General features: G+C 50.8%; 17 protein-coding genes. 8 read left to right on the top strand and 9 right to left on the bottom strand.

What is annotated here, in order from left to right:
* Positions 1-19: 19 nt before the first annotated feature.
* The 9 genes from M1P90_RS02200 to M1P90_RS02240 are packed head-to-tail and all read right to left on the bottom strand — an operon-like array spanning position 20 to position 8,974.
* Positions 20-580 (bottom strand): acyltransferase, encoded by a 561-nt coding sequence (locus M1P90_RS02200; RefSeq protein WP_483701020.1) that lies wholly within the window; start codon positions 578-580, stop codon positions 20-22.
* A 25-nt stretch (positions 581-605) separates the two neighbouring features.
* On the bottom strand, positions 606-1,526 hold the full coding sequence (locus tag M1P90_RS02205) for a glycosyltransferase family 2 protein (RefSeq protein ID WP_483701021.1): 921 nt from the start codon (positions 1,524-1,526) through the stop codon (positions 606-608).
* A gap of 12 nt (positions 1,527-1,538) precedes the next feature.
* Positions 1,539-2,264, bottom strand: a complete 726-nt coding sequence (locus M1P90_RS02210; protein WP_483701022.1) for a polysaccharide deacetylase family protein — start codon at positions 2,262-2,264, stop codon at positions 1,539-1,541.
* 19 nt (positions 2,265-2,283) lie between these two features.
* The gene (locus M1P90_RS02215; RefSeq protein WP_483701023.1) at positions 2,284-3,408 is read right to left on the bottom strand and encodes a glycosyltransferase family 4 protein; all 1,125 of its coding nucleotides are present in this window, start codon (positions 3,406-3,408) and stop codon (positions 2,284-2,286) included.
* Between the two features lie 9 nt (positions 3,409-3,417).
* Positions 3,418-4,602 carry a glycosyltransferase family 4 protein gene (locus M1P90_RS02220; RefSeq protein ID WP_483701024.1) on the bottom strand — a complete coding sequence of 395 codons (1,185 nt, stop codon included), beginning with the start codon at positions 4,600-4,602 and terminating at the stop codon, positions 3,418-3,420.
* A gap of 47 nt (positions 4,603-4,649) precedes the next feature.
* Positions 4,650-5,819 (bottom strand): DegT/DnrJ/EryC1/StrS family aminotransferase, encoded by a 1,170-nt coding sequence (locus tag M1P90_RS02225; protein ID WP_483701025.1) that lies wholly within the window; start codon positions 5,817-5,819, stop codon positions 4,650-4,652.
* Positions 5,816-6,799 (bottom strand): NAD-dependent epimerase/dehydratase family protein, encoded by a 984-nt coding sequence (locus M1P90_RS02230; protein WP_483701026.1) that lies wholly within the window; start codon positions 6,797-6,799, stop codon positions 5,816-5,818. Before M1P90_RS02230 ends, M1P90_RS02225 begins: the two co-directional genes overlap by 4 nt.
* A 15-nt stretch (positions 6,800-6,814) precedes the next feature.
* Positions 6,815-7,912: a DegT/DnrJ/EryC1/StrS family aminotransferase gene (locus M1P90_RS02235; protein ID WP_483701027.1), complete on the bottom strand. Its 1,098-nt coding sequence runs from the start codon at positions 7,910-7,912 to the stop codon at positions 6,815-6,817.
* A gap of 54 nt (positions 7,913-7,966) precedes the next feature.
* The gene (locus M1P90_RS02240; RefSeq protein WP_483701028.1) at positions 7,967-8,974 is read right to left on the bottom strand and encodes a Gfo/Idh/MocA family protein; all 1,008 of its coding nucleotides are present in this window, start codon (positions 8,972-8,974) and stop codon (positions 7,967-7,969) included.
* A gap of 262 nt (positions 8,975-9,236) precedes the next feature.
* On the opposite strand from M1P90_RS02240, the gene M1P90_RS02245 reads away from it, so the two are divergent.
* The 8 genes from M1P90_RS02245 (at position 9,237) to M1P90_RS02280 (ending at position 18,504) form a co-directional block, all read left to right on the top strand.
* Positions 9,237-10,904: a glycoside hydrolase family 44 protein gene (locus M1P90_RS02245; protein WP_483701029.1), complete on the top strand. Its 1,668-nt coding sequence runs from the start codon at positions 9,237-9,239 to the stop codon at positions 10,902-10,904.
* A complete protein-coding gene (locus M1P90_RS02250) occupies positions 10,901-11,995 on the top strand; it encodes a glycosyltransferase family 4 protein (protein ID WP_483701030.1) in 1,095 nt (364 codons plus the stop codon). Before M1P90_RS02245 ends, M1P90_RS02250 begins: the two co-directional genes overlap by 4 nt.
* Before the next feature lie 102 nt (positions 11,996-12,097).
* Entirely contained in the window at positions 12,098-13,159 is a 1,062-nt protein-coding gene (locus tag M1P90_RS02255; protein ID WP_483701031.1) for a glycosyltransferase family 4 protein, read from the top strand.
* A gap of 48 nt (positions 13,160-13,207) precedes the next feature.
* Positions 13,208-14,395, top strand: a complete 1,188-nt coding sequence (locus tag M1P90_RS02260; RefSeq protein WP_483701032.1) for a glycosyltransferase family 2 protein — start codon at positions 13,208-13,210, stop codon at positions 14,393-14,395.
* Positions 14,396-14,484: 89 nt separating this feature from the next.
* A complete protein-coding gene (locus M1P90_RS02265; RefSeq protein WP_483701033.1) occupies positions 14,485-15,225 on the top strand; it encodes an exopolysaccharide biosynthesis polyprenyl glycosylphosphotransferase in 741 nt (246 codons plus the stop codon).
* Between the two features lie 66 nt (positions 15,226-15,291).
* Positions 15,292-16,440 carry a WecB/TagA/CpsF family glycosyltransferase gene (locus M1P90_RS02270; protein WP_483701034.1) on the top strand — a complete coding sequence of 383 codons (1,149 nt, stop codon included), beginning with the start codon at positions 15,292-15,294 and terminating at the stop codon, positions 16,438-16,440.
* An 8-nt stretch (positions 16,441-16,448) separates the two neighbouring features.
* Complete coding sequence (locus M1P90_RS02275) at positions 16,449-18,152, top strand: sugar transferase (RefSeq protein WP_483701035.1); 1,704 nt, start codon at positions 16,449-16,451, stop codon at positions 18,150-18,152.
* Between the two features lie 13 nt (positions 18,153-18,165).
* Positions 18,166-18,504 (top strand): STAS domain-containing protein, encoded by a 339-nt coding sequence (locus M1P90_RS02280; RefSeq protein ID WP_483701036.1) that lies wholly within the window; start codon positions 18,166-18,168, stop codon positions 18,502-18,504.

The raw sequence follows: 18,504 nt of genomic DNA on the forward strand, positions 1-18,504 counted from the left end.
TGGATGTGACGCGAGCATGCTATTCTGCCGCGCCGCCTTCCTGCTTGCTGAGGGCGCGGGCTTCCTCCTGAGTGGCGCAGCGTACCCCGCCCGCGCTCACGTAGCCGATCACGCGCGCCGGGTTGCCAACCACCACAGCGTGCTCAGGCACATCCCGCGTCACCACCGCGCCCGATCCTACCAGCGCCCAGCGCCCGATCGTCACGCCAGTGACCACGACACTGCCTGCGCCCAGCGCCGCGCCATAGCACACCCGCGTCTGCCCAACATGCCAGTCGTCCGCGCTTTTCAGCGTCCCGTTCGGGTTAATCGCCCGTGGCACGCGGTCGTTCGTGAAGATCACATGCGGCCCAATGAATACGCCATCTTCCACGGTAAGCCCAACATACAGCGACGCATTGTTCTGAATCTTGACATTGTCGCCCACCACCACATCGCACTCAATATACACATTCCGCGCAACAATGCAGTTTTTGCCCACCTGCGCTCGCTCGCGAATCTGCACATTGCTCCACACGCGCGTCCCTGCGCCAATGCTGGCTTCCGGCGATACGTCGGCACTCGGATGAATGATGGCCATATGCGTTCTGCCTCTTTCTGCAAAGTTATAGAGTGTTTGCTGGTGCGCCCGTCGGTGCGGGTGTTGTTTTCAGCGGCCAGTGGCGCAAGCAGCCCACCAGCGCATGGGCCGGCGAGCAGCGGAACGCGTACCACAGGCTTCGGCGCGCCCGCAATTGATTTCCCGCCGCAGCGTTGGCCTGCGCGTAGCCCAAAAAGTGCGCTGCCCACCATCCGCGATGCCGCCAGAGGATCGGCTCCAGGCGCAAGCGCTGCGCAAGCGGCAGGTCACGCGTGTGGCGATGAAAAATCGTGGCCATCGCCGGGAAGCGCCGCCACGCCAGTTCTTCTTCAGCCCCCTCGCGCTGCCGGAACAGCAGCACTGGCTGTTCAACCCGGCCGATCTGGTGGCGGCGCGCAACGCGCAACAGCCAGTCCCAATCGGTATCGCCGCTCAGCGAGGGATCCATCTCGCCCGCCTCGCGCGCCACATCACGGCGTGTCAGAATGGTGCCAACCTGCGGCCAGTAGCTGAGTAGTTCCTCAAACACCCAGCCCGACGGCAGTGGCCCTTCCGGCACTGGCGCGCCAAATGGCGTTCGGTCGGCATGCACAAGCTGCGATTGCGCGTGAACTGCTCCATATTCAGGGTGTTGTGCAAAAACTGCCAGCTGCGCGCCAACATTATTAGGCAGCCAGGCATCATCGTCATCCAGCAGCGTCACAAAGTCGCCATTCGCCATCCGCAGGCCGGTATTACGTGCGCGTGCCATTCCAATGCCATTGGTGTGCACATATATCACCGGGTAACGCGCAATGATTGCGCTCGTGTCATCAGTTGAGCCATCATCAACCACAATGATTTCAAGCTCAAATGTAAGCTGTTTGACGGCCAGCACACTCTCGATTGCTTCCTGCACAAGCCCGGCGCGATTGCGCGTTGTGATAATCACCGATACAAGCGGCATCGCACACTCTCTTTACAGCGATGTGTACCCGGGCACATTCAGCAGTTCAGGAATGGTCACAAATTCATAGCCTTCCGCACGCAGCGCCGGCACAATCCGCCTGATTGCCCGCGTTGTTTCGCGCTTCTGCCAGTATTGCGCGCCCGGGTACGCATCATGAAACAGTAGGATCGAGCCAGGCTTGGTGTCGCGGCGCGCTTTGTCGGCAATCGCGTGCCCATCAACTTCAGGAATACACCAGTCGAGCGTGTACACATCCCACCCGATAATCGTATATCCGCGCTGGTGCAGGCGCCGCCCCTCCCAGGGCGTCAGCCAGCCCCACGGCGGCCGGTACAGGCGCGGCAATTTCCCAAGAATTTTGCCAATATAGCGCGCCCCTTCATCAATATGGTCGCCGCCCCATGGCTTAATTGAGGTAATGCGTCGATGCGCCAGGGAATGGTTGCCGATCACATGGCCCTCGGTATCCATGCGTCGGAGCAAATCGGCATTTATAACGGCGTTTTGGCCTACACAGAAAAAGGTGCCTCTTACATTCATTTCGCCCATGGCCTCGATCAACTCTTCGGTGCAGGGCTTGCTCGGCCCATCATCAAATGTCAGAGCGATCTTGCGCTTATCGCGCGGCCCGTGGTTGCGAAACTGGCCAAGTCCGCCGCCAATTGGTGGGCTGAGCAGCAGGTTGCCAGTTTTGTTCAGGCCAAAAAACATCGTATTTTTCATGTGCTCAAGCATGCTGGAACCTCAACTAAACTTATATTGAAACTGGCAGGTGACGTTCTTGACGTTTGGCAGCAAGCTCTTGCAGCACGCGGAATGTGCGCCGGGCGTTTTTTTGTACATCGAAACGCTCTTCGGCAAGCGCGCGTGAAACCTGGCCCATCGCGATACGCTGCTGCTGGTCGCCAAGAATGCGCTCAATCGCCGCAACAAGCGCCACACCATCGTTTCCTGGCACAATATAGCCATTGCGCCCGCTTTGAATAATATCGGCGGTTCCCCCCACATCGCTGGCAATCACGGGCAAACCCGCTGCCATCGCTTCGATTGTGGCGATACCAAAGCATTCGCCGATGCTGGGAAGCACAAATAGGTCACTTTGTTGATAGAGTGTAAGCAGACGCTGGCTGTTCGGTTCCAAATCGCGATAGACAAAAATGCCGTTGCCAGCTGTAACTGGTTCGCGGGTCACAATATGCAGTTCGCAGTCTGGCTGCTGGCGCTGTTTGAACCACTCCAGCAGCAAGTTGCCACCTTTGCGGCGGAAATCGCCGCCAACAAACAGCACCCGTAACACCTTATCGTTTGGGCGCACGCTTAGATTTGGCTGCCAGAAATTCAAGCGCACACCCGGTGGTGTCACAATAATTTTGTCACCTGGCACATTATAATCATCAATGAGCGATTGCTTTGCCCAATGTGACCAGGCCTGTACGCGCACGGCAGCATCAAGCGTTCGTTTGAATAACTGCCATTTCAGGGTTGCTAGTGGCTTTGGGTCACGCCAGCCACTGGAATAGGCTTCCATACGGTCGATTTGCAGCGGTGTTGCATCCAGATCAATCATTGTGGGTATTGTTCGAAACGTGCGAAAAAAGAAAATACGCACCGAGGCATTCGTGAAGATAACGTCGCATTCAGCTTGCCGCAGCGCCCGATACATTTCGAAGGTGCCACGCATGACGCCGCTTACATATGAGGGCATGAACGGCAGGTACTCATCGCGCAGCCGTTCGAGCGAACCGCCGGCTTTGCGGTAGCTGATTTCATACCAGCGCGCATCCATTTCTGGCTCGTTCGCGGCTACAGCACGAAGGTTGTGGTAGTTCGTAATATGACCAGCAATCTGGTCCATAAAAAAACCGGCGGAGAAAGGCATCGCTGGCTCCTACACAATTGTCGAGCGATATAGCGTGCCAAGTGTTTTCGCAACCTGCTGGGCCGAAAAAGTGCTAGCTATTCGCTGATAGGCTTGCTCGCCGAACTGTGCGCGAAGGTGTGAGTCTTGCAGCAGCTGAATCGTGTGTGATGCAATCGATGCGGAATTACGCGGTTCAGCGCAAAATCCGCTCTCGCCATGCACCACCGCTTCGCCTTCACCGCCAAACGTAATGATCACTGCACGTCGCATTGCCATGGCTTCCAGCAAGCCAATCGACATTGAGCCTACAGGCACAGGCAACACAAACACATCCAGCAAGCCAAGATATGGCCGCGGATCGCTTTGGAAACCTGTAAACCGAACCTGGTCAGCAAAGCCAAGCCGTTCCGCCTGTGCTGCAAGTTCTTCGCGAAGCGAACCATCGCCAACCATAAGCAGGTATGTATTTGGGCAGGCAGCTAAAATTTCCGGCATCGCGTCGAATAAATAGTTCAAACCTTTTTCTGGTTCGAAGCGCACAACAGTCCCGATAATAAGCGCATCATCTGGCAGATCGTACTGGGTACGAAGATTCGCCAGCGCCGATTCTGGAATAGTTGGAAAATCATCGAGATCAACGCCATTATTTACCACTGTCGTGCGATGTTGTGGCGTATAGAGGTGGGCTGCCCGCGCAAGGTAATTCTTTTGCGAGACACAGACAAGGCCATCAATCAGCCGTGTCACCAGCGAACGGAGGGCGCGCTCAGGGACTGGAAGCTTTTCATCGGGCGCTAAATGCTCGGTGACATAGATGCGTTTCACACCAGCAAGTCGCGCCATCATCAACGCATACAACTGCCCGCGAAAGGTTGTCGAGTGCATATGGAGTACGTCAATTTTCCAGGTGCGCAAGTAGTGATACAGGCGTAGGCACTCTTTGGGGACATGAATAAGCCCATGCCGGCGATCAGGTGTTGCTTTCGCAACGTAATCTGACTCTTGCGCAAGCGAGCGATAAAAAGGCTCAGTGGCCTCCCATTCCGGGCAAATACTGAAGACCTCAAACTGGCTGCGGTCTAGATGCCTCGCAAGCAACTCGACATGCTCTTCCATGCCGCCAACAGAGATGCTATTCGTAAACAGCGCGACTCTTGTCAGCGAATGCGTGTTCTCGAAATGTGATAATTCTGCGGTTAAGGCTTTATCCATGCGCTGCCCTCCTGCATCGCAATTGAATGACACGTATGCGGTAAATGCTAATGCTGGTACGCGCACGCTTCACGCAGCATCGCCGCAATGTATTCCTGATCACTTTCGGTAAGCTGCGGGAATAGTGGAAGAATAATAGTTGTATCTTGGGCGCGCTCCGATTCGGGCAGAGATCGGTTGCGTGCAAGCTCGCGGTAGGGTGCCTCACGATGGGCGCACATAATACCGCGCCGGCTCGCAATGCCATGGTCAAGCAGATACTGCATCACCGCGCGCTGATCAGTTCCTTTGGGGAGGCGCACGCTATAGCTCTGCCAGTTGCTGCGCGCCCAGCGTGGCTCGTGTGGCACGCCTAAATCTGGAATATCGCCAAGCAATGTAGCGTACTGGTCGGCCAGTCGGCGTCGTGCTGCGACAATCTCGGGCAGGCGTTTGAGTTGTTCGCGCCCAACCGCCGCTTGAATATCGGTCATGCGATAGTTGAACCCAATGCTGGAGTGCTCTTCGAAAATCACCTCGTGTGCGCTGTGGCGAACACGATCATTCACGCTCATTCCATGCTGGCGCAGTAGCCGAAACTGCTGATCATATTGTGAATTGTGGGTCGTCAGCATGCCGCCATCGCCGGTGCTGATGACCTTGCGCGGATGGAAAGAGAAACAGGCAATATCGCCATGCGGCTTGCCAATACGCTCCCATTTTTCGTCGATAAGAATCTCGCTGCCGCTGGCGCAGGCTGCATCTTCCACAACCGGCAAGTTGTGGCGGCGGGCAATTGCCAGAATGGCTGGCATGTCGCATGGCATCCCGATCTGGTGGACGCACAGAATAGCTCGGGTGCGTGGCGTAATCGCTGCCTCAATCAGCGCCGGGTTCATGTTTTGCGTAGCGGGGTCAACATCCACAAAAATGGGTATAGCCTGACAGTAGTGAATACTGTTGGCCGTAGCGATGTATGAATGGCTGACGGTAATAACTTCGTCGCCGGGCTGCACGCCAACTGCAAGCAGCGCAAGGTGGAGCGCAGTGGTGCAATTGGAAACCGCACAGGCGTGTGTTGCCCCTGCAAAATCAGCGAATTCCTGCTCGAATGCTGCTACCTCCGGTCCTTGCGTGATCCAGCCTGACATAATTGGCCGTTTCGCGGCTTCTGCTTCAGCTTCGCCCATAACCGTCTTCGCGATTGGGATGGTGCGCATGCTTTTCTGCTCAATCATTTGCCTGCTCCGTTGCGCGTTGCCTGCCACCACGACACCAGCCGCCGCAAGCCTTCATCAAGATCAATCTGTGCTTCAAACCCAAGCATGTCGCGCGCCTTGGCGGTGCTGGCGAGGCGGCGCGGCACCGGGTTGACTTTGCGTTCGGGACCGTACTCAGGGTGCATATCTGCGCCCATCACACGCATCAGGGCGTAAGCCAAATCATTCAGGCTAGTTTCGACGCCACTCGCCACATTGAAGACTTGATCAGAAACATCGGACTCGGCGGCAAGCAAGTTGGCGCGCGCGATATCTTCAACGAATACAAAATCCATTGTTTGCGAACCATCGCCGAAAATCAGCGGCGGTTTGCCTTCAAGCAGGCGATCCATCCAGCGAATGAGTACTTCGGTATAAGCGCCGTAAATATCCATACGCGGCCCATACACATTGAAATAGCGCAACGCGACATAATTCAGGCCGTGCATGTCATTGAAGCTGCGCAGCAATCCTTCGTTATACGCCTTTAGCGCGCCGTAGATCGTGCGGTTGTTATATGGATGCTGCTCTTCGGTGGTTGGGAAATAATCCGCAAGCCCATACACCGAAGCCGAAGATGAGGCAATCACCTTTTTCACGCCAGCCTTGACGGCGGCTTCGAGCACATTAAAGGTTCCGTCGCCCAGCACTTCGTGCGCGAGGCGCGGATCTTCCGCGCACTGCGTTATGCGAATTGCCGCGAGATGGAATACCTGATCAATGCTCTGCATGGCTTCGGCAAGGAGTGCGCGGTCGCGGACATCGCCTTCGACGATTGTGACAGGGCCACGGCGCAGCGCTCCCGCGAGATTCGTGCGCTGGCCGCGCACAAAATTGTCGAGCACAACAATTTCGCTTACGGTGCCGCGCTCATAACGATCCATCAGCAAGTCGACAATATGTGACCCGATCAAACCGGCGCCACCAGTGACTAAAACTCGTTTTGATGTATTGCTCAAGGAATAGCCCCTTTCTTATGGCTGCCAGCTTTGCAGCGCCGCAATGACAACATCTTGCTGGTACTTCTGAAGTTCTGGGAACAACGGAAGCGATAGGACTTCATTGGCAGCTTGCTCAGCCTGCGGGAAGTCGCCGGCTTTGTAGCCAAGCTCAGCAAATGCGCGCTGGAGATGAACAGGGATTGGGTAGTGAATGCCAGTTGCGATTCCGCAGTCGTGCAGATACGACTGTAAGGCGTCACGCTGAGTGTGGCGCACTGCATAGATATGATAGACGTGCCGCCGGTCGCTCATTGCCTGTGGAAGTACAACTTTATTTTTTGGTAAGAGCGCGTCATAGCGGGCTGCGTGTCGGCGGCGGGCTTCTGTCCAATCCTCGATATAGCGCATTTTCACGCCGAGAACCGCCCCCTGAATACCTTCCATTCGGTAGTTAAAACCCTTGAGATCGTGATGATAGCGCCGCTCGGTACCCCAGTCGCGCAGCATGCGGACGCGGCGGGCGAACTCGGGATTGCTGCTTGTAACGGCTCCGCCTTCGCCATAGGCCCCCAGGTTCTTGCCAGGGTAGAAGCTAAAACACGCCAAGTCGCCAATGCCGCCCACACGGCGGCCCTTATATTCCGCACCATGTGCCTGCGCGGCGTCTTCAATTACAAGCAAATGGTATTTGCGCGCAATCGCAAGAATTGGGTCCATATCTGCTGGCTGGCCATACAGGTGCACCGGCAGAATAGCTTTGGTGCGCGGTGTAATAGCGGACTCAATTAGGTCAGGGTCGAGGGTTAAGGAAACCGGATCGATATCGACAAAAACTGGCTTTGCGCCGGTATAGTCAATTGCGGAGGCAGTTGCGATAAAGGTGAATGGTGTTGTGATTACCTCATCGCCAGGCCCAATACCAGCCGCAAGCAGCGCAAGATGAAGCGCGCTTGTGCCGGTGCTTACGCCCATTGCGTAGGATGCCCCGCAATAGGCAGCAAATTGCTCTTCGAAAGCAGTAACACTGGAACCAAGCACGAATTGGCTGCTTTCAAGCACCCCCAGCACTGCGGAATTGATCTCGTCTTTAATGGACTGGTATTGGGTTTTCAGATCAACGAACGGAATCATGAGATTTTCCTTGTATTGAAGATCGATATCGATAATTGCAAGATACGGAATTGTTTACAGATCGATGGGTGCGCCGCGCTTCGCAATTGATTGTGATGCGGCTTCGAGAATACGCACCACACGCAGCCCGACCTCGCCATCGGTCAATGGTTTGCGTTTGTTTGTGATGCATTCGATGAAGTGATTAGCTTCGATTTGAAGTGCCTCAATATTGTCGAGGCGTGGCGCCCACATGTCGCCGGCGCGGTAGCCGACTTTCAGTTGATAAATGTCGGCTGGCTGATCACTGAGTGTAATACCTTTGTCATAAACCTTAATTTTCTCGCTCATTTCAATGTCGTCGTAGACAATCATTTTTTGCGACCCACCAATCAGTGTTTGGCGTACCTTGACCGGCGCCAGCCAATTCACATGGAAGTGCGCAATCAAAGTGTCGGTGAAGTAGCACGTTAAATAGGCGAGGTTTTCGGGCTGCCCAGGAACGTGGGCCATACCTGTGGCGGCGATAGTGGCGGGGCTACGCTCAAATAGAAAGTCCATGATCGAGAGATCGTGAACTGCCAGATCCCACAGCACATTGACATCGTGCTGGAACAGGCCCAGATTGACACGGACAGAGTCGTAGTAGTGAATCTTGCCTGTGCTGCCGTTGTCAATCAGCTCTTTGATTTTGCGAACTGCGCTTGTGTAAACAAATGTGTGGTCCACCATCAGCGTCAGCTGGCGCTTTTCTGCCTCTTCGAGCAGATGTTCGGCTTGAGCTGAGGTTGTGGTGAATGGTTTCTCAACAAAGACATGCTTGCCTGCACGTAGTGCCTGAAGGGCCAGTTCATAATGAGATGAAACCGGAGTTGCAATTGCTACAGCGTCGATTGCTGGGTTTGACCACACATCTCGCACGTCAGTACAGGTTCGAACTCCTGGATAAATTGACTCAACCAGGGCGCGCCGCTCAGGGCGCTGATCACAAACGCTGACGATACGAGTATTTGCTACCTGCGAGAAGTTGCGAACGAGATTTGGCCCCCAATAACCATAACCAATTACACTCATTCCGATCATAAGTCCGCTCTCCTTGATAGTATAGTTGTGGAAAATTGATGGAAGCGGGATTGTGCACACAGTGTGTTTAATCAGAAGAAAATCGCAATATATAAATGGTTTACACGGAAATTGATACTATTGCACGATAGAAAAATCATGAAATATTTTGGAACACAAACGTATCCCTGTCTTTCGAAAAGCGGTGTAATTCAGGCGACGCGGCCGAAAATTTTAAACTATTGTAAGAAATAAGATGAAGATAATATCAAAAAATCACCATATGTACCGTGGCATCTCCTCAAGAAGATATGCGCTGTTCGGCCAATTTTGTCTGCAATTCATTCTCGCTGGGGTGATAGTGAGCTGCACAGGCGCGCCTTCACAACCGGCAGTGCAGCCAACACCCACTTTATCAGCCCTCATGGGTGCGCCATCGCCGGTAGCTACTCCTTCCCTACTACCAGTAACAGCGACACTTGAAATACCAAGGGCCGACGTTACTGTGACGGTTGATACGCTGCTTGGTCGCCATCCAATAAGTCCATTTATTTATGGAGTCAATGGGGCTTCTGCCGATGTACTTTCCAGCTTGCGTCCTACACTGAATCGGTGGGGGGGTAACCCAAGCACACGGTATAACTGGCAGCTAGGGAACGCTTGGAATTCAGGAAGTGATTGGCAGTATCGGAATGGCGATTATGGCTATACAGGTCGCTCTGCGAGCGATGATTTCGTTCAAGAAAGTACCAACGCAGGGGCTGAGGTTCTATTGACAGTGCCGACAATGGGGTGGGTGGCAAAAAATAACGATACTGCGACCTGTTCCTTTCCTGATAAAGACGGCAACTGCGGCGATGCCGGTGGCGCTAATTGCGAAAATCCCGGGCCGATAGCTGACCCTAACATGGCAAATACTCGCTCGGATGTGCAATCTGTCGTAGCGTGGATGCGACATATTCAAACGGAGGACGTGCGCTTTATTGCAATGGATAATGAGCCTGATCTTTGGGGGTACACTCACTATGACGTGCATCCAACATGTACATCGTACGATGAAATCCGCGATTCATACCTTACCTATGCCTCGGCTGTAAAAAGTGTTCTGCCCCATGCTGAATTGCTTGGCCCGGTAAGTTGTTGCTGGTATTACTACTGGAACTCTCCAAGTGGCGAAGTCGATCGTGAGCGGCATGGCGGCCAAGATTTTTTGCCGTGGTTTTTACAACAGGTGCGTGCTCACGATGAACAAAACGGTGTCCGCACGCTCGATGTACTCGATATTCACTTTTATCCTGAAGGTTTGTATAACGATCAATCGAATGCCCAGATTGATGCACAACGCTTGCGCAGCACCCGCTCACTATGGGATGCAACGTACATAGATGAGTCGTGGATTGCGCAGCCAGTCGCGCTTATTCCGCGTATGAAGCAGATAATTCAGCAGCAGTATCCCGGGACGAAACTTGGAATTAGTGAGTGGAACTGGGGTGGTGACAAAACGATGCCGGGTGCACTTGCGCTTGCGGAGGTGCTGGGCATCCTCGGTCGTGAAGATGTTTACCTGGCAAATTACTGGCGATACCCTGAACCTGGAACTCCAGGTTTTTATGCCTTCCAAATGTTTTCAAATTACGATCAGCGCGGCAGCCGTTTTGGCGATACCTCCGTCCAAGCAACGAGCACACATCCCCAGTTATTGAGTGCTTATGCGGCTATTGCAAAAGAGAATAGTCGCCTCACCCTGCTGCTGATTAATAAAGATCCTCAGCAAGCGGCAACTGTTGCAGTCGATTTGCAGAATTTTGCTAACCCGCGCGCGGTGACACTATTTCGCTATAGCGCCGACGTCCCGAAAAATATCACGAAGGAAGAACTTGGCATGCTTCCCTTTACTTTGGAAATTCCTCCGTATTCGCTTTCACTTCTGGTTATTGAGGCAAACCAATGAAACAGTACCAGTTCGGGTTTATTCTTGAGCAGGCCTTGGGGCATATTACCCATACAAAAAATCTTCAAGCAACAGTAGAACAAGATGCGTCTGTACAGGCATATTGGGGCCTGGTTCCTTTCGACGCTACTGGAATTGCAGGGCGCATTCCGCTGTTTCGGAGTAACTGGACGATTCGTGCAGGAGTTCGGGCGCGCCGCGAGGTGTCCGGGCTAGCAAAAGCCACGGCACTGGATGCAATACTCTTTCATACACAGGTACCAGCGATTCTTTCCACGGATTGGATCAAGCGTATTCCGAGCGTTGTCTCTCTGGATGCCACGCCCTTACAGTATGATGCGCTTGGTGAGGTATATGGCCACAAGCCCGGCGCTGCCTGGCTTGAGCGCACAAAATGGCGGCTCAATCGCGATTGTTTTCGCGCAGCCCGCCACCTTATTACATGGAGTGAGTGGGCCAAGCAGGGCTTGATCGCTGAATATGATGTGCCGCCAGAGAAGATCACGGTTATTCCGCCCGGGGTGCACGTCCGTGAGTGGTTCCGGGTTGAGCCCCGAAAAAAAACGGATGGACCGGTTAAAATCCTTTTCGTCGGTGGCGATTTTGCGCGTAAAGGAGGGCTGCTGCTTCTTGAGGCTTTTCGCGCTCTTCGGCCACTCGGCGTTGAACTCCACATCGTGACGCGAGATGCGCTTCCGTCAGAGCCAGGACTCTTTCTATATCACAATATGCAGCCAAATAGTCCAGCACTCAAAGCCCTGTATCATCGATCCGATATTTTTTGCCTGCCAACCTATGGCGACTGCTTGCCGATGGTTTTGTCGGAAGCTGGTGCCGCCGGCCTGCCTGTGGTTTCAACGCATGTGGCCGCCATTCCAGAGATTGTATCCGATGGCGAGACGGGCGCACTAATATCAGTTGGTGACACTGATGCTTTGACCAAGGCGTTGCGCAGGCTTATTTGCGATCCTGCGATGCGCTTGCGGCAAGGTGAACGAGCGGCTCAAGCTGTGGCTTCGAAGTTTGACGCCAGCCAAAATACACAGCGCCTGCTATCAGTTCTTAAGCGAGTAGCGCAAAAAAGCACCTAATAATTTTGCTTTCTTGCGCATTACTTTTGCGCAACAAGCGCGGTACACAGACAAATAGCCGAATATTGATAGCAATGCCCCAGGCAGGGCAAGGGATAGATGATGGCAGACGTCCTTCTCACCGTATCCGGCGTGATCGCGTCCAATATTTACGAGCAAGTTTCAGAGGGGAAGCGCCCACGGGCTGATTACCTTGAGTTGGCGCGCGCTCTAAATGCGGATCTACTCGATTATCCTGCGGCGCGGCGAGCAACAGGACGTTTTGGCATATTGCTGGAGCGTCTGGCTGGCGCAGATACTATGCTTGCCTGGGCATGCTTTCGGCTACGCAGGACTTATCGCACCATTTTTACCGATGGTGAGCAGGTTGGTATACCTTTTGCATTGATGAGCAAATTATTTGGCATGAACCAACGCGCTCATCATGTCATGATTGTCCACATTTTGTCGGTTAAAAAGAAGATGGTGTTTTTTGATTATATGGCTATCCAAAGCCATATTGATCGCTTTCTTGTTTACTCGACCTGGCAAAAGCAATTTATCGAGCAGCGTTGGTCGATAGCGTCGGAACGAGTTATTTTTACACCCTTCATGGTGGATGAAGGATTTTTTGATTCCGCCAAAACATGCGTTCAAACCGATATGGAGCCGATAATTTGTGCTGTGGGGCTGGAAGCTCGTGATTACCCAACCCTGCTGGATGCGGTGAAAGAATTGCCTGTGCAGGTGGTCATTGCGGCGGCCAGCCCCTGGTCGAAGCGTTCTGATGAAATGCAAGGGCGAATGATACCTGCAAATGTCCAGATACGAAAGTTTTCGCAGTACGAATTGCGCCAGCTGTATGCTGATGCGCGCTTTATGGTGATGCCGTTACAGAACGTCGAATTTCAAGCAGGGGTAACCGCAATTCTGGAAGCAATGGCAATGGAGCGGGCAGTTATTTGCTCACGCACTCCTGGCCAGACAGATGTGGTTGTCGAGGGCGAAACAGGTTTGTATGTTCCTCCAAACGATGCTATTGCGCTACGCAAGGCAATTGTTTATCTACTTACGAATGCCGATGTTGCCCAGCGCCTTGGAAAAGGTGGTCGAAAGCGCATTGAGCAATCAATGAGTCTGGATCATTATATTGATCGGCTCAATCAGGTGGTTTGTCAACTCTAATTGGCATATTGCGCTGCACAGATGCCAGTTTAGCAAGGATATATGAGCATGCTAAGTTTTATTACATCAGTTCTCCTTGTTGTCGAGGGCGGTGTTGCTTTTCTAGTTGGATATTTGCTTTTTTTGACTTGTATCGCCTTACTGGCACCCCGACACACAAAGTTTCGCGGCACTGAAAAACTGCACACATTTACCATCCTTGTTCCTGCTCACAACGAAGAAATTTTACTTCCAGAGTTACTTCAAAGCATAGAGGCGCTGGATTACCCGCATACAGCATACAATGTCTGTATTGTCGCGGATAATTGCACTGATCGTACATCAGTAATTGCACAACAGTTTGGCGCAAGCGTGTATGAGCGGTTTGACACGGAACATGTCGGAAAAGGCTATGCCCTTGAGTGGTTAATCGCACAACTTGAAGCTGAAGGGTTGCTTGGCGATGCCGTACTCATTCTTGATGCAGATTCTCTTATCTCAAGTAATTTTTTGCGCGTTATGAACACTCGTTTGGGGCATGGCGAGCGTGCCATCCAAGCGTACTACGCCGTCCGCGATCCCGAAAAATCTTGGAGTGCAAGCTTGCGGGCAGTGGCGTTGTCCGCGCTGCACTACTTGCGCCCTCTCGCTCGCAGCGTGCTAGGTGCTTCTGCTGGTCTCAAAGGGAATGGAATGGTGTTTTCTGCAGATATTATCCGTCGATACCATTGGTCCGCCTCGTTGACAGAAGATATTGAATATCATATGTCGCTTATCCTCGACAATCATCGTGTTACATTTGCGCCTGATGCCTTAGTCTGGGCTGAAATGCCCAACTCGTTAGCTGGTTCGCAAACGCAAAATGCCCGTTGGGAGCGTGGGCGTCAGGAAATGCTCCGGAGATATATGCCACAACTTGTTTATTTGGGAATCAAACATAAAAGTTTCTTATTGCTTGATGCCGCAATTGAACAACTTATTCCACCATTTTCGGTGTTGGCAGCTATATCTTTTTTGTCCTATGTCCTAGCTTTTGCGTTACAAAGCACTGTTGGCCTATGGGTGGCTTTTGCGCTTATTTTGGGCCAATCAATATATATTTGCGCCGGTCTCGTAATTTCGAATGCTCCTCGTCGAGTATATCAATCTTTGTTGTATGCTCCTGTCTTTATTCTTTGGAAATCACTCCTTTATTTACGAGTAATGATTGGCTATAATGAACGTAGTTGGATACGTACAGCGCGAAATGATACGTGATTTTCTCTTTGTTTTAGTGTTTAACCTAGTCTGTAAAGTGATCCTTAATTCTGTAATTCTCGATTGCCAAGCTGTAAACGAGGTGTAGATTGGAATATATTGAGAATAAAATGATTTTGGATGAAAAGGCTGCTCGCATGCTCGAAATATATGCGAACCGGCGTTTCGATAGTTTTCATTCAAGTCAGCGAATAAGAATTTCGCTCCTCTTGTGGGTTATTCGCCGCAAAATTCTGCGGAATTTAAAGCGGTGCCTAGATTTATTTGTGGCGATTTTGGCACTTATTGCTGTGTCGCCAATTATGCTGATAACTGCGATTGCAGTTAAGCTCGAATCGCCAGGTCCAATACTTTTTCGCCAAACTCGTGTAGGCCGGTGGGGTGAACACTTCCCATGTTATAAATTTCGTTCAATGTATATAGATGCCGAGCTACGTCTGCAAGAGCTCATGGCATTAAATGAAGCCGACGGTCCAGTATTTAAGATGAAGGACGATCCACGAGTCACACGTGTGGGTCGTATCATTCGTAAACTTAGTATCGACGAACTCCCACAGCTGTTCAATGTATTAAAAGGCCAAATGAGTCTTGTAGGCCCGCGACCTGCACTGCCTCGCGAAGTTGCCTTGTATAGCTACGAGCAGATTGGTCGCTTGAATGCTGTGCCGGGTATTACTGGTTTGCAGCAGGTATCTGGGCGAAGTAATGTTGATTTTAAGCGTTGGATCGAGCTAGATCTTCAATATATTTCCGAGCAGAGTCTCTGGAAAGATATTGAGATTTTGCTTAAAACAATCCCAGCTGTTCTTGTGAGCCGGGGCGCCTACTAATTTAGCCATACCAATGCGTGCAGTATCAATCATCTCAGCTATACATCACAGAAAGAGATCGGCACGATGCGCAAACTGCTTATCATTCTTGGTGTGCCCGTCGATGATCTGACAATGAGCGAAGCGCTTGATCGCCTTGAAAGTTTTATACATCAAGGACGAATAACTGGGCGCACACATCAAGTCACAACGGTCAATGCCGATTTTGTTGTCAATTCTCTCCACGATCCCGAACTACGCTTAATTCTCCAAGAATCAGATATGGCGACTGCCGACGGCATGCCGCTTGTTCTCGGAGCTCGTTTGCTTGGCATGCCAATGGCCGACCGAGTGACAGGCGCTGATCTTGTGCCTGCCTTAGCTGAGCGTGCCGCAGAAAAAGGTTTCTCCATCTTCTTGCTTGGTGCACGTGAGGGAATAGCTGCGCGTGCTGCTGATATTCTTCAGGAGCGGCATTGTGCATTGAAAATTGCCGGCGTCATCTCACCGCCGAATGTCGCTATACAGGAAATTGATCGATCAATTCTTGATCATATTCGGCAGGCAAAACCTGATATCTTATTGGTTGCTTTTGGAAATCCGAAGCAAGAAAAGTGGATTCGGGCCTATGCCGATTACCTTCAGATACCTGTATGCATTGGTGTTGGCGGCACATTTGATATGATTGCGGGTGTGACACGGCGGGCTCCACGGTGGATACAACGCGCCGGACTCGAGTGGCTTTACCGACTCATGCAGGAACCGCAACGACTATGGCGCCGCTATGTTCGTGATTTTGGCTATTTTGGGTATTTTTTTCTAAGACAGTGGTGGGCTTTGCGCCATGGTGATGTACTCAACCAGTATCTGCCGACTTCGGAGGGCATTATGATTGACAAAACCATCATACTTTCGATTGAGGGGCGGCTTGATATTCATAACTATTCAGCATTTGTTGAACAGGCAGAACACGCGCTCAATAAAACGCCGTTTCTTATTGTCAATCTTGAACACACAAAATTTCTTGATAGCACTGCCCTTGGCGCTCTTGTGGCGCTGACGAATCGCGCACGAGCAGCAGGTGGTTCATTGAGTCTTGCTGCCATCCCTTCAGATATTGCGCGAGTTCTTTCTTTGGTGCGGCTTGACATGTTTTTTGATATTTATGAAAGTGTCGATGCTGCGATTACGTTCCCTGCACCGCTTACTCCTGCTTCATCTTCGATACTATCATAAGGATTTCCATGCAAGTTCTGCTTCTTGCTACAAATGAGACGCCAAAGCTTGAGCCGCTAGGCACCACTTTAGCGACCCCTTTGATTCCTATTGTCAATCGTCCAGTAATGGAGATATTGATAGAATTGCTGGCCAGAAAAGGCTATAATAAGTTACTTGTTAGTTTGTATAAAGAGGGTGGAGCAATTGTTTCGCATTTTGGTATCGGGCGGCGTTGGGGAGTTCATATCGATTATGTGATGCAGCGCGAGGGGTGGGGCGATGCGGGAGCAGTCCGCTGGGTTGGAAACGCAATAACTGAAACTGTATTGGTAGTACCTGCCGATATAATTATTGATTTTGATATAGAGGCTGCTCTTGATGTTCATCGAGAATCCGGGTCTGCGCTAACACTTATAGCTGCCCGCCAAAATTGGCCGCCAAAACAACCACTTACTATTGATGAAAATGACAAAGTAATAGATAAAATCACACAAGATCGTAAGCTTCAGGTTGAATTTACTGGGGCGTTTTTTTGCGAGCCACGTATTATTAATTATGTTTCTAATAAATTGTTTTCTACTATATATCGCGATATTCTTCCAGCCCTACTTAACGAAAATCAAATCGTTAGAGCACATATCATTGATACTTACTGGAATCCTCTTGAAACTTTTCCTCAATATGAAGAGGCGCAACAAGCATTCTTATATAACTCCTTCCCTGCGGCGCGAAGAAATGTTGGCAGCGAGTCAGATATTCCTAAGACATTTCCTTTGACAATTCCTGGGAATCAAATTGCCCCTGGAATTTGGATAGGATTAAATACAACTATTCATCCTAGCGCACGCCTAGCCCCGCCTCTTTGTATCGGTGAAGGATGCCGAATAGGGCACAATGCCGAACTCGGGCCTGGGGCTATTATTGCTCCAAGTGTAGTTATTGATGATGAGGCGACAGTCCGGCACAGCACAATTCTGCGAAGGAGCTATATTGGTCGATTGGTCAATATCAACCATCGACTTGTTCACCAATCGACAATGATAGATTTGGTAACCGGATATAATATTGATGTAACGGATAAGTTTCTTATTTCAAATATCGAACTCCCAAAATGGCATAAGAAAAGACTGCTTCGAATCATAGATATTTTTGCTGCAATATTTTTTACATTTTTGCTTCTTCCGTTATTATTAGCGGTATTTTTGCTGACAGTAATATTCATAAATCGAAACCCTTTTAGTAAGCGTTTGTGCTATGGTCTTCGAGCGGTCGAAGGTAAATCCAAAAAAACCTTGCAGAATGCACAAATCTTTTCATTTCAAACAACGAGCAGGGATGGTTCTGTGAATGTACTAGGTAAAATGATTCGATTTTGTGGTATGCATCGTATGCCGGAATTGTGGAATGTGCTAAAGGGTGATTTGCGTTTTGTCGGAGTAAAACCGCTTACACTAGAAGAGCATTCATTCGCAGAAAAAACTTGGCAGCAGAAACGTGATCAGTATGCCATGGGATTTACAGGTTTATGGTATACCCAGTTTGCTGGTTCCAGTTCACTGAATGATATATTAATTGCTGATGCATACTATACCGCTACTCGAACATGGTTCGGCGACTTGAAAATATTTTTTCAAACTCCACTAGCGGGTTTTCGATCTCGTTTGGTACGAAGCCAAGTAGCTGTGCATGCAGATGCTTTTAGCGCAAATCATCCTGCCATTGAAAGATAAGGAGTTTTCATAAATGGACATGATGCATACTGTTTCTGGGAAAGTCAAAGTACTTCGACTATCTGGTCGTTTCGATAACTACGTGACACCTTTGATAAATGAATGGTTCGATAAAAATATAACCGGCGAAAGTTCACAAATTGTTGTTAATCTAGGGCAAGTTCATTTCATTGACTCGACCGCACTTGCTACTCTTGTTCAAGGTCTTAATCGATGCCATAAATATGAAGGCGATCTCTATCTCTGTGCCTTGCAGCAACAGGTGTACATGATTTTTGAGCTCACGAGGCTTGATAAAGCTTTTAATATTTTTCTCGACGAAGATCATGCCCTTTCAGTGTTTGCGAAGTAA

The organism is Kouleothrix sp. 19917, from assembly GCF_057073505.1.

Bases quoted from the DNA above. Each gene is read 5' to 3' on its own strand.
- M1P90_RS02200 (WP_483701020.1), bottom strand. From the start codon at position 580: ATGGCCATCATTCATCCGAGTGCCGACGTATCGCCGGAAGCCAGCATT.
- M1P90_RS02205 (WP_483701021.1), bottom strand. From the start codon at position 1,526: ATGCCGCTTGTATCGGTGATTATCACAACGCGCAATCGCGCCGGGCTT.
- M1P90_RS02210 (WP_483701022.1), bottom strand. From the start codon at position 2,264: ATGCTTGAGCACATGAAAAATACGATGTTTTTTGGCCTGAACAAAACT.
- M1P90_RS02215 (WP_483701023.1), bottom strand. From the start codon at position 3,408: ATGCCTTTCTCCGCCGGTTTTTTTATGGACCAGATTGCTGGTCATATT.
- M1P90_RS02220 (WP_483701024.1), bottom strand. From the start codon at position 4,602: ATGGATAAAGCCTTAACCGCAGAATTATCACATTTCGAGAACACGCAT.
- M1P90_RS02225 (WP_483701025.1), bottom strand. From the start codon at position 5,819: ATGATTGAGCAGAAAAGCATGCGCACCATCCCAATCGCGAAGACGGTT.
- M1P90_RS02235 (WP_483701027.1), bottom strand. From the start codon at position 7,912: ATGATTCCGTTCGTTGATCTGAAAACCCAATACCAGTCCATTAAAGAC.
- M1P90_RS02240 (WP_483701028.1), bottom strand. From the start codon at position 8,974: ATGATCGGAATGAGTGTAATTGGTTATGGTTATTGGGGGCCAAATCTC.
- M1P90_RS02245 (WP_483701029.1), top strand. From the start codon at position 9,237: ATGTACCGTGGCATCTCCTCAAGAAGATATGCGCTGTTCGGCCAATTT.
- M1P90_RS02250 (WP_483701030.1), top strand. From the start codon at position 10,901: ATGAAACAGTACCAGTTCGGGTTTATTCTTGAGCAGGCCTTGGGGCAT.
- M1P90_RS02255 (WP_483701031.1), top strand. From the start codon at position 12,098: ATGGCAGACGTCCTTCTCACCGTATCCGGCGTGATCGCGTCCAATATT.
- M1P90_RS02260 (WP_483701032.1), top strand. From the start codon at position 13,208: ATGCTAAGTTTTATTACATCAGTTCTCCTTGTTGTCGAGGGCGGTGTT.
- M1P90_RS02270 (WP_483701034.1), top strand. From the start codon at position 15,292: ATGCGCAAACTGCTTATCATTCTTGGTGTGCCCGTCGATGATCTGACA.
- M1P90_RS02275 (WP_483701035.1), top strand. From the start codon at position 16,449: ATGCAAGTTCTGCTTCTTGCTACAAATGAGACGCCAAAGCTTGAGCCG.
- M1P90_RS02280 (WP_483701036.1), top strand. From the start codon at position 18,166: ATGGACATGATGCATACTGTTTCTGGGAAAGTCAAAGTACTTCGACTA.